Source organism: Desulfofundulus sp. (genome assembly GCF_049701015.1).
Lineage (GTDB): Bacteria > Bacillota > Desulfotomaculia > Desulfotomaculales > Desulfovirgulaceae > Desulfofundulus.
The window spans coordinates 1-8526 of the sequence record NZ_JBNATZ010000100.1; the positions used below are offsets into that span (position 1 = coordinate 1).

Below are 8526 nucleotides of genomic sequence, written 5' to 3' on the forward strand. Positions count from 1 at the left end.
CTGGTAGTTTTTGCGCTACCGGAGGTCGACGATATTTTTCTTTACGGGGGAGGTGGTGAGTGTCTGGAACGTGTGGGGTTCTGAACGGGTTTAGTTGCTACCTTTGAGGGATTGAAACTTCAGGACGTACAGCGTGCGCACCACCACCGGCGCAGTTTAGTTGCTACCTTTGAGGGATTGAAACTGCTCCGCATGGAAGAAAGGTCACTCTGCGTCCTGGTTTAGTTGCTACCTTTGAGGGATTGAAACACGGTACCAGCGTCCTCACCGACCAACCGCCCGTTGGTTTAGTTGCTACCTTTGAGGGATTGAAACTCCTTACGCGGCATCTCCCGCATCTTCGTATATGCAGTTTAGTTGCTACCTTTGAGGGATTGAAACAGAGTTGCGCGAGTGCTTCAGGGAAATTGTTCAGGAGTTTAGTTGCTACCTTTGAGGGATTGAAACCATATTTCTGCGCAAACCGGTCACGAAAAAGCGTGTAGTTTAGTTGCTACCTTTGAGGGATTGAAACCAGAAGTAAACCAGCATTCCGGGTCATGTGTAAGAGTTTAGTTGCTACCTTTGAGGGATTGAAACCGGAAAATACCGCTATACCAGCCAGGGCCGCCAGGGTTTAGTTGCTACCTTTGAGGGATTGAAACTTGTGTGGCGGGAAAGCTATAGCGGTTCGGTACAAGTTTAGTTGCTACCTTTGAGGGATTGAAACCCCGGTCATACTCCCGACCGGTTATTTCCCTGTACGTTTAGTTGCTACCTTTGAGGGATTGAAACGACTCCAGTTTCTTCTCCCGCAGCACGGCCCCCCCAGTTTAGTTGCTACCTTTGAGGGATTGAAACCTGGAATATGCAGATAAACGCAATAAGTCCGTAAAGTTTAGTTGCTACCTTTGAGGGATTGAAACCCATTCCGGGCGTCCATTCCCAGCGCTCGGTTCAGGTTTAGTTGCTACCTTTGAAGGGTTGAAACAAAAACTGTCCAGGTGTCACCCCCGTCCGGGCATAAAGTTTAGTTGCTTCCTTTGAGGGATTGAAACGTCGGGCGAGGATGCTGCTGCGCGGCCCGGTGGTGCGTTTAGTTACTTCCTTTGAGGGATTGAAACAGTATTACCGTAGCGATTCCTGCCATGATTCCTGGTTTAGTTGTTTTCCTTGAGGGATTGAAACTACCAGAAAAACAAAATTATGGCATAGGTAAACCTGCTTAGTTGCTTCCTTTAAGGGATTGAAACTTTTGGTCAGTCCGTGCTCGGCCAGCTTCCTCTCGGTTTAGTTGCTTCCTTTGAGAGATTGAAACACGTGGGCCAGTTGACTCTGGGCTGGCTGGCCTGCCGGGTTTAGTTGCTTCCTTTGAGGGATTGAATTTTGTAAGCCTCGATAGACGGATAACCTTCCCGCGTTTAGTTACTACCTTTGAGGGATTGCAACCCAGAACAAAAACTGTAACAAGAAGAGCATGCCCGGGGTTTAGTTGCTACCTTTAAGGGGTTGAAACCCACGGAAGTTCGCTATTTCCGCGACGGTGCTTTCTTTGTTTAGTTGCTACCTTTGAGGGATTGAAACAGCCGAGCCTGGGCGTATAAGGCATCACAAATCTGCGTTTAGTTGCTACCTTTGAGGGATTGAAGCTAAGGGATTGAAACAGTACTACTCCTCAGACAGGACGGCGGGCTTGGCTGTTTAATTGCTACCTTTGGGAGATTGAAACAAGCGTTCTTTTTATTTTATCCTAGCTTCTGGGAGTATTAGTTCAGTTGCTACCTTTAAGGGATTGAAACCTGGTCAGAATAACTCTTCGGGGGTGGTAAATTTAGGTTTAGTTGCTACCTTTAAGAGATTGAAAAAAGGGGATTAAAACAACTTTACTTTCCTGTACTCGCGTTTTATCAGCCCACGTTTAGTTGCTGCTTTTAGGGGATTGAAACCTGGTATAGACCGACTTCGGGGTGCCAGCTTTTCAGTTTAGTTACTACCTTTGAGGGATTGAACGGGATCTGGTCAAACATCTGCTCGTGATCACCAGTATAGTTGCTATCTTTGAGGGATTGAAATACCTGATAAGTAGATGACAAGGAGAGTAAAGAATATCGTTTAGTTACTACCTTTGAGGAATTGAAACAGGAAGCCAGCTCTCCGTCCCTACGGATGTCGGTTAGGTTTAGTTGCTGCCTTTGAGGGATTGAAAGAGGGATTGAAACACTTACCACGCGCACTGCGACAGTTTGCACTGCGGGTCAAAGAACCTGGAAGAATTGGGGAAGTGTGTAGAAACTGCGGGAAGAACAAGAAAACTCGTCTGCAGTTAACCCGGTATGGGTCAGTTTTGTTTTAAGAGCTTTTTTGTAGGGAAATAGGAGGTGAATATGGGCATGGACGGCAGGTGGGAGCTTTACCACGGCGATTGCCGCGAGTTTCTGAAGACGCTGCCTGAAAACTCCGTTGACGCTGTGGTTACCGACCCGCCTTACGCCTTGACGCAGGTTTCCCGCGGCGGCAGCCTGCGCCCGCCGGGAACGGGGCCTTACGGGCGGCACACGGTGGGCACCAAGGGGTTCATGGGCCTGTCCTGGGACAACGGCGAACTCACCTTCGACCCCTCCTTCTGGGCCGAAGTCCTGCGCGTCTTAAAACCCGGCGGCCACCTGCTGGCGGCGGGGATAGGCAGGACGCACCACCGCATGATGGTGGCCGTGGAGGACGCAGGCTTTGAAATAAGGGACTGCATTTACCACATTTTTGGTTCCGGATTTCCAAAAAATTTGGACGTATCCAAGGCGATCGATAAGGTGATGAAAGCAGAGCGACCAGTAGTTGGAATAGATTTCTACCATGCACGGAGGATACCGCGTGAACGGTCAGCCCAAAATGTCTACAGTGGGCCTGACAAGCGCGCAGGGAACGATTTTAAGGTTACTGTTCCGGCTACGGAAGAAGCAGTAAGATGGCAAGGGTGGGGCACTGCGCTCAAGCCTTCCGTGGAAATATGGGTTTTAGCCCGCAAGCCGCTGTCGGAGAAGGACGTGGCAGGGAACGTGTTGAGATGGGGGACTGGGGCGCTGAATATAGACGCCTGCCGCATAAATGGTCCGGGTAAGCCTGCTCCCTGTGTCGGCACCGGGTGGGCTTCCCAGGACAGGAAAAATGCCGAAGCGGGTTACCGCCCGCGGGCGTATTATGAAAAGCAAGACGGCTTTGTTTATGAGCCGCACTCACTGGGCCGCTGGCCCGCCAACCTGGTGCTGAGCCACACGGAGGACTGCGTGTTCAAAGGCTACAAGCGGGTCAAGGGGAGCGGCACATCGAAGACCTTCCACGGCCCGTACGGGGGTCTCTCGGCTACGGGGTTCCCCCGTGGCTGGTCGCACCCGGGGAATCAGCACGCGGGGCCGGACGGCATGGAGGTCGTGGAGGACTGGGAGTGCGCTCCGGACTGTCCCGTGCGGCTCCTGGACAAGCAGAGCGGTGAGCTGAAAAGTGGATTTATGCGGGCGGGTACAGAGCGGTCAAACCTGTGCGGCTACAGCGGTGCAATGCCCGCCCTTACGCTGCACGATACCTATGGCGATTCCGGCGGTGCTTCCCGCTTTTTCTACTGTGCCAAGGTGTCCCGCTCCGAGCGCTGGGGCTGGTGCCGGGACTGCGGCAGGGCAGTCCTGCCTGGGGAGCTGGACGCCCACCGGGAAGAAGGGCACGGTGTTGTCGTCCACCCCACGCAGAAACCGCTGGAGCTGGTACGCTGGCTCGTCCGGCTGGTGACCCCGCCCGGCGGGCTGGTGCTGGACCCCTTTGCGGGTTCCGGGACGACCCTGGTGGCGGCGGTCCTGGAAGGGTTCCGCTGTGCCGGTGCGGAAGCCGACCAGGAATACGCGAGCATAGCCGAGGCCAGGGTGAAAGCTGCGTGCGGGGAAAAGGTATCCTCGGCGGTGCTGGTCGGGGACGGGATGGAACAACTGACGTTCTTTTAGGTTTCCGCGAGGAGGCCGGTGAAAACCGGCTTTTTCTATTTTGAGAGCTATTTTAACAGGAAAGGGATGGGAGTAAGTGTTCGGCACGAAGATTTACCGGGTGGTCATGGAAGGGGAGATAGACCCAAAACAGTTGAAACCGCACCCGAAAAACCAGGAGTACTACTCCGACCTGCCGGAAGAGAAGTACCGGGAATTGAAGCGGAGCATCGAGGCGAACGGGATGCGGGACCCGATCAAGGTACTGCCGAACTGTACGGTGGTGTCCGGCCACCAGCGGCTGAAGATAGCCCTGGAGCTTGGTCTGGAGGCCGTGCCTTTTGTGATGGTGGAGATGTCGTCTGGCGACCCTGAGAGGGACGTTGAATACCTGCTCATTGCTGAGAACGACGAACGGCGGCAGGGGGACGACGACCCGATGAAGAAGGCCCGGCGGGCGAAGTTTCTAAAGGACTATTGGGGGATACGGCTCGGTCTCAACCAGCATTCGAGGGTAGGCCACGATGGCCCACCCAAAACCCTTGCTGATGTGGCTGAGGCCATAGGAGAATCTGAACGCACTACAAAGCGTTTATTGAAACTCAATGAGTTAATTCCCGAGTGGCAGGCAGTGGTATCGTCCGGGGAGCTGGGCGTCACGCTGGCGGAACACATCGCCAGCATGCCGCGGGAGGAGCAGCTGGAACTGTTCAACCGGGCGAAGGAAAAGATCGTCGAGATGACGTTGCCGGAGATCAGAGAACTTCGCAAAAAGCTAGAAGAAATGGAGCAGAAGAGGAAAGAGCTGGAAAAGGTCTGTGCTAATGTCAGGGAAGTGGAGTCCCGCGCCCTGAGAGCTGAGGATGAACTGCACGAGGCGAGGAAAGAGCTGTCCCGGCTACAGGACAGGCTGGGTGAGGCCGTGGAGGGCGCCCGGAGGGAAGAGCGCGAGGCGGCAGAAGAAAAAATCCGCGAGCTGGAAGAAAAGGTCGCCCGGCTGGAGAAAGATGTCGAGGATTACAGGCGGGCCAAAGAAGAGGCCGAGGCGATGGCTAAGGAGGCCAGGGAGAAGTACGAGAGAGCGTGGCAGGCAGTAGAAGAGAAGCTGCGCGGGGACATTGCCGACCGGGACAGCAGGATAAAGGAGCTCCAGGAGCAGGTCGACGAGCTGAACCGGAAGATTGCCGAGCTGGAGTCCCGCCCGCCGGAGGTAATTGAGAAGGCGCCCGAAGATTACGAGGAGCTCAAGCAGATGATCAAGACCCTGAAAAAAGAAAAGGAGAAAGCCGAATCGGAACTGCTCGCCCTGACCAGGGAGCAGATCGAGCAGAAAGACCGGTACTGGGTGCGGGACATCGTGACGAGGATAGCGCAGGACGTCGGCAAGCATGTTACCAAACTGCGCTACGAGATGGGGCGGCGGTCCATAGATGCGGTCGCCTACAGGGATGTCATGGACTGCGCCGACCTTTTGGTGAAGATAGCCGGTGAGCTGCGCGATATGGTCTCGCTGCGGGAGAGAGGGGATGGTGATTACGTTGAGATCGTCGTTTGACGATTTGCTGCCCGGGAAGTCGTTCCTGTCGCTGGGTGCCGACGGCACGCTGACGCTCCTGGCACCGGAGAAGCTGATCGCTGCGGAAACCCGGAAGAGGATAGCGCACGAGCTGGACGTGGCCATCGAGGTATACTTGATAAAGCACTGCAACGCTATTTTCTACGGCGACCTGATGTCCGGCGTCCCGGAAGGTCTGGCCAGCAAGAACAGGTTGATTGCCTGGCTGAATGACTATGCAAGGGATGGTAAAGTCAGGTCGGGAGTAATAACCCTCTACCGGCTGGAGAACCGGGACCACTTCGACGGCGGCGTGTGGGTAGCGCGCAATTTTTGCCTGTTCATGGAGTACGTGGTTAAGAAGCTGACCGACCCGAAATACGTCGGCAAGAGCAACGCCCTGCTGTTCAAGAAGTCTTTCTCCGACCCGGACTGGTTCCACAAGGCCGCCGCTGTCTGTGGCCTCAAACTTTTAGAGGACAACTACCGGCACGGAGCCATAAAGAGCACTGTGGCAAAGTCCCACCTGGACTTGTTGTTCTATGTCCGCCACGTAGCCAAAAGCCTCAGTGCCGCCATCGGGCGCAGTACGAAGAACCACAGCGTGGAGGAAATGAAGTCTGAACTGGACGGTACCCTGGAGCGGTTTTTGAGGCACACGTACCGCAGCTTCCTGGAAATCAACCACGCCCACGAGGAGTACGCCCTGCTCGAAAAGTGGCAGCCGAAAATCGAGAGCACTATGGGCCTGGTGCTCGAGCGGGCGGCGCTGGACTTTTTCGAACGGCTGCCGGCTGCCCTGGGAGCGGACCTGGAATGTTGAGCAGCTGTGCCGGGCAGTGGAGAGTTTAGGGGAATGATGGCGGGTGCGTGCCAGTCCTGCTTATGCCAACCGGGGCCGGGCGCTGGAGGACCTGGTGAAGGCGGCCAATACCCGCTACCGTGCTTTGAAGCGGGCGGTCATCCACAAGGTCCCCACGGCCTGGCTCCCCATCCGGGGGCCGAACGGTAAGATAGTCAGCGCCAAGGTGGAGGAGAAGGCCGCCGTGGACTTCCTGGGCCACGTCCTCCTGCCTTCCGGTCCGCTTCCCCTGGCCTTCGATGCTAAAGAAGTGTCCAGAGGCGACCGGTGGCCCCTGTCCAAGCTTGAACAGCACCAGTATGAATATCTAAGAGACTGCGCCCTCACCGGGGCGTTTTCTTTTGTGCTGGTAGCTTTCTGGGAGCTGGAGCGGTTTTTCGTGCTGCCGTTCCCGGAGCTGGAGAGGCGCTGGGCGGCGTGGAAGGACAGGACCGGCCCGGCGTCGGTGCGTGCCGGGGAACCAGGGCTGGTGGAAGTAATGTTTCCAGAATATCTGGTGTTTTTGTTTCATGGGGGTATTCGTCTTGATTGTAGCGGTAATCGGTACGCGCGAGACGAATGAGGAAATGATCCGTCTTTGCGAGGCTGTCTGCCGGAAACTCCGGGACGCCGGTTACTGCCTTGCGACCGGTAACGCCCTGGGGATAGACAGCATTGCCCGCGACATTTGGAACGAGCGGTTTCCTGAGCGAGTAACCCTGTACCTCCCCTGGGCGGGTTATAACGCCGGCGGAATTCACCCTCGAAACAGAGTAATTGTCTTCAGCAGTCAGAAAGACTGGCTGGAAAGCGTCGGGAAGTACCACCCGGCACCGGACAGGCTCACTCCCGCGGCGGTAAAGCTCCACGCCCGCAATTTTGGGATTGTGAGCAGTGCGGATCTGGTTATCGCTTTCCCGCGCAGCACGTCGAAAGCCGGGGGAACGGGCCAGGGGATAAGGATAGCGGAGGCGCTCGGCAAACGGCTGTACGTGCTGCCGAAAGACCTGGGCACCTTCGCTTGCTGGCGAAACGCAAAAGAACTAAGATGAGCACGCGCGTGCTCTTTTTTGTCCGGTTTTACCGGGGGCTCTTGCGGGAGGTGGTTTTGTGGAAGTTTTGTATGGGGAATCCGAGAAAGGTTTCCCGCGCTGGCTTGTGGAGCGGGGGATACTGCCGAACCGGAGGGTGGAGATACCGGGGCACCTGGACGGTCTGGTTCCGGTATGGGTCATGGAGAAGGGCGGCATGGTAAAGTACGCTGTGACGGAGGAATCCCTGGAAAGAGTATACTCGGTCTACGGCTCGCCTCGGAAGAAAAAAGAGGGCGGTGGTGTCTGGTTCGACAGGTCCGCCCGAGGCAGTAAGAGGGGCGCTGCCGGAGAGTACCCGGATGACGACGACCCGGCAGTGGAAGATCTGGCGGTGGACGGTGAGGAATACGACGAAGAAGCCGTCTAGCTGTCTTGGTTCTGCTTTCTGCTGGTGGTGCGGGTATTTCCCCCGGGGAGAGCGGTTGCGGCCCGAGGAAGCATGCGAAGGGAACGGTTTCTCGTGCGGTCTTTCTAAAGAACTTCCGGTAGCCGGAAAAGCAGTGGGAAAAATGCTTCCAGCGGCGGGCTTTTCCAGCAGGAATCCGGGGCAGGATAACGAAGATGGGAGTGAAGAACGTGTCCGGCAGGGAATCAATCTGGGACCGCCTGCGCCGGGCGGAGAAGGGCGAGGTGGCGTTTTCTGGTCGCGCTACGGTGCGGGCCGGGAAGGGTTTTTCGTCAAGGTTTTTCATCAAGGCCGTGTGTGCTGACCGGCAGAGACTGCTGGAGTGGGCGCGGAAGGTGGGGCTGCCCGGGGAGAGAGTTTTCGTCCCGGACGCGGCGACGCCCAGCGTGACCCTGACCGGCAAGACGGCCCGGGAAGTCCTGGTCTGGTGGCGGCGGTGGTCTACCAGCCGGACGATTATACAGCGATGTTTTCCAGGGGGATAGAGGAATACAAAGATTACCTTATCAACCGCCACTACTTCCTGGAAGAGCTGAAGGAAAACGAAGCCGTCAGGGTCGTCCATGTCCCATTCGACAGGGAGCTGTACTCCAGGTGGCTCCGGGACAACCCCCACTGGGAGGACGGTGCGGAGGCCAGGAGCGCCTGGGCGCTGGAGGTGGCGAAGGACCCGGCGGCCCTTGAAG

General features: G+C 56.4%; 7 protein-coding genes and 1 pseudogene. All 8 read left to right on the forward strand.

The annotated features are described in order from the left end of the window. Nucleotides 1-2369 precede the first annotated feature (2369 nt). Nucleotides 2370-3965: a DNA methyltransferase gene (locus tag ACPLUI_RS07700; protein WP_424659685.1), complete on the forward strand. Its 1596-nt coding sequence runs from the start codon at nt 2370-2372 to the stop codon at nt 3963-3965. Nucleotides 3966-4041: 76 nt separating this feature from the next. Next, entirely contained in the window at nt 4042-5499 is a 1458-nt protein-coding gene (locus ACPLUI_RS07705; RefSeq protein ID WP_424659686.1) for a ParB N-terminal domain-containing protein, read from the forward strand. Continuing rightward, nucleotides 5471-6322 (forward strand): hypothetical protein, encoded by an 852-nt coding sequence (locus ACPLUI_RS07710; RefSeq protein WP_424659687.1) that lies wholly within the window; start codon nt 5471-5473, stop codon nt 6320-6322. Before ACPLUI_RS07705 ends, ACPLUI_RS07710 begins: the two co-directional genes overlap by 29 nt. A gap of 43 nt (nt 6323-6365) precedes the next feature. Next, nucleotides 6366-6923, forward strand: a complete 558-nt coding sequence (locus ACPLUI_RS07715) for a Holliday junction resolvase RecU (RefSeq protein WP_424659688.1) — start codon at nt 6366-6368, stop codon at nt 6921-6923. Next, nucleotides 6886-7392, forward strand: a complete 507-nt coding sequence (locus ACPLUI_RS07720) for a hypothetical protein (RefSeq protein ID WP_424659689.1) — start codon at nt 6886-6888, stop codon at nt 7390-7392. The genes ACPLUI_RS07715 and ACPLUI_RS07720 overlap by 38 nt, the downstream gene beginning before the upstream one ends. A 58-nt stretch (nt 7393-7450) precedes the next feature. Next, nucleotides 7451-7801 (forward strand): hypothetical protein, encoded by a 351-nt coding sequence (locus tag ACPLUI_RS07725; RefSeq protein WP_424659690.1) that lies wholly within the window; start codon nt 7451-7453, stop codon nt 7799-7801. A gap of 194 nt (nt 7802-7995) precedes the next feature. Continuing rightward, nucleotides 7996-8325: a hypothetical protein gene (locus ACPLUI_RS07730; protein WP_424659691.1), complete on the forward strand. Its 330-nt coding sequence runs from the start codon at nt 7996-7998 to the stop codon at nt 8323-8325. Further along, nucleotides 8307-8526, forward strand: a pseudogene (locus tag ACPLUI_RS07735) (hypothetical protein); the annotation flags it as partial. The gene ACPLUI_RS07730 and the pseudogene ACPLUI_RS07735, both read left to right, overlap by 19 nt.